Source organism: Methanobrevibacter sp., from assembly GCF_045644645.1.
In the GTDB taxonomy this organism is placed as follows: Archaea; Methanobacteriota; Methanobacteria; order Methanobacteriales; family Methanobacteriaceae; genus Methanocatella.
This window is the reverse complement of the sequence record NZ_JAZRHE010000112.1, coordinates 1-2,567: the sequence shown is the minus strand read 5'-3', so window position 1 is coordinate 2,567 and position 2,567 is coordinate 1. Positions and strand designations below refer to the sequence as shown.

Annotated in this window: 3 protein-coding genes; all 3 read right to left on the bottom strand. The window is 32.2% G+C overall.

Features of this window, described 5'->3' with window-relative positions; translation table 11 throughout:
* Positions 1 to 498: 498 nt before the first annotated feature.
* Positions 499 to 1,737: a TlpA family protein disulfide reductase gene (locus tag ACKI4K_RS06335; RefSeq protein ID WP_407423365.1), complete on the bottom strand. Its 1,239-nt coding sequence runs from the start codon at positions 1,735 to 1,737 to the stop codon at positions 499 to 501.
* 335 nt (positions 1,738 to 2,072) lie between these two features.
* A complete protein-coding gene (rpmA, locus tag ACKI4K_RS06330) occupies positions 2,073 to 2,345 on the bottom strand; it encodes a 50S ribosomal protein L27 (RefSeq protein WP_407423363.1) in 273 nt (90 codons plus the stop codon).
* Between the two features lie 22 nt (positions 2,346 to 2,367).
* A partial coding sequence (rplU, locus tag ACKI4K_RS06325; RefSeq protein ID WP_407423361.1) for a 50S ribosomal protein L21 occupies positions 2,368 to 2,567 on the bottom strand: 200 nt, incomplete at its 5' end.

Here is a 2,567-nt window from a genome sequence, read left to right as displayed (position 1 = left end):
AAAGGCGAAAGTTTTTTTTTGACACATATCATTGACACAGAACTCTAAACTTTACACTCTCAACTCTACACTCTCAACTCTACACTCTACACTTTATCTGGGCGTTCCGCTTCGCGTCGGGCTTTCCGCTATATCTTTGCTCGCCATCATTTCCATCTCGCTCCCAAAAACCCGTTCTCGTCCCCAAATCCCGTTCCCAAATCCCATCCCCAATTTGCTCGCAAAGGATGCCGCTGCAATCCCTAACGCAACGGGCTCCTAAAACAAAAAAATCATTCTACAACAAACCCTTTGATTCTTAATACATGTTTCTCGTTGCCTTCAGAGTAATTGCCAACGTTTGTAAATTCAAAACAATATTTGGCGACTGATTTTTGCTTTATTGTATCAAAATCGTGAGTTGCATTAATGAATTCAATTTTCGCATCGCTTTGAGCTGATATTTTTGCAATTAGACTTAGTAAAAATAAAATTAATAATATTCATTTTTGAATGATGCTATTTTTCATATCCTTTTTTTGCGTTTAATAGTTTTGAATAATCTCCTAAATTATGATCTTTATAAACAATGTTTTTGTCTGGAGTAATAAGATAATAATAACCAAGATAAGGTATGCTGATACAAGTGTTAAAACCCTTTGCTGAATACATAATATCTTTTGAAGATGTTTTTTTAGCTATATTTTCCAACAAAGCTATATTGTCTGTTTTATAATTTATTGCAAGTATTTCAATTCCCTCTTTTTCAAGTATCCTATATCCTAAAGAATCAATTTCGTTTTTATAATTAAGTAGGGTTTCTATGCAAGAAGGGCAATCTTTACACCATAGATTTAATAAGATCCAAGAGTTTTTGTCTTTAATGTATGTCGTGTCTCCATGTATAGAAACCAGAGGATAGTTTTTTATGGCATTATTGATTGTATCATTTGTAGAACCCCTCATGCTATAAGGCAAATTGTCTGCGTCATGAAATGAATAATCACAGTAAATAGATTTGCTGAAATCTAAAACTGACTCAAAAAATGATTGTTTGTCTTCAAATGATATGTCAGAAATGATATATGTTGTTTTTAGTTCAAAATCATTGTTTGTGATGTTTTTGATGAAAACACTATCAATATGATAATTGTGTACATTTACGTAGGAATAAACACTATACTGGATAGGGATGTCATATTTTGATGTTGTGTTGTTGTATATGTATCCAATAGGTGTTAAACTTGCAAACACCTTTGTTTTTTTACCATCAATAAATGTGTCAGTGACAGATTTGTGTATCAATTGGTTGCCGGAATAAAGATCTTTTTCTAATAGTTGGTGATAATAAGGCATTTCTCTTAAATATCCTTTAGCATGATTTTTCATATTCCAATAAGCCTTTTTACCATTACTGTTACATTTGTTTATACATGCTATTTCTCTGGTATTATGATCTATTAGAAAATAGTTTTCTTTATCAAATATCATTGTTTTTGTTGAATCAGAATTGATAACAGTGAAAGATGGATTTTTTTTGTCGTAGCAATAAATAATATAAAACACCTCAGTTGGGTCTTCGATATCGTTAAAAAGCGAATGCTTGGTTAATTTTATACTCACATATTTATTGTCTTCAACAGCGTTTTTCGCACATTGAACATATTCTAAAGTGGTTTTTATATTGGATTTTGAACATCCTAAGCATAGTGCCACCATACTTAGGATGATTGCTTGAAATAATTTTTTCGTATACATGAGTTTTGCATTTAAACAAGCATTATTACTGCAACAACTATACAATGATAATATGCAAGAAAATTTTTTCATAGATTACGCTTTGTAAAATTCAGTTTCGCAAATTTAATTATTAAAATTCATAAAACCGTAATAAACATTACACTTTATTATAAAATTGTACAATTTACTTCCATGAATTCTAATAGGATTTTTTAAACTTCAAAATCTCAGAAGTTTTTTAAGGTACTGTAATTTTGAGTTTCTGAGTTTTTGAGTTTCTGAGTTTCAAATAAAAAAATCCCGAACTTCAATTGAAATTCGGGATTTTTTTCTGTTCGTTTTATCTGTAACGATTATTCTGCGATTTCAGCATCAACTGGGATAACTGAAACGTATGAACGATCGTCTCTTCTTCTACGGAATTCAACGATACCGTCTGTAAGAGCGTAGAGAGTATGATCTTTACCGCAACCTACGTTTTCACCTGGATTGTGTTTTGTACCACGTTGACGGACGATAATGTTACCAGCGATAACAGCTTGACCACCGAAAACCTTTACGCCCAAACGTTTACTTTGGGATTCACGACCGTTTGATGAACTACCAACACCTTTTTTATGTGCCATAATTTAAATTTTTTCGGGTTTGTTATTCAGTAATATTTTCAATGCTGATCTTTGTCAATTCTTGACGATGACCATTTAATGTTTGATAACCTTTTCTTCTTTTCTTTTTGAAAACAAGAACTTTGTCACCTCTGAGATGCTCAACAATCTTAGCATCAACTTTAGCACCTTGGAGGACGGGGGTGCCTACCCTTGTGTTGCCTTCATTTTCGATCAACAACA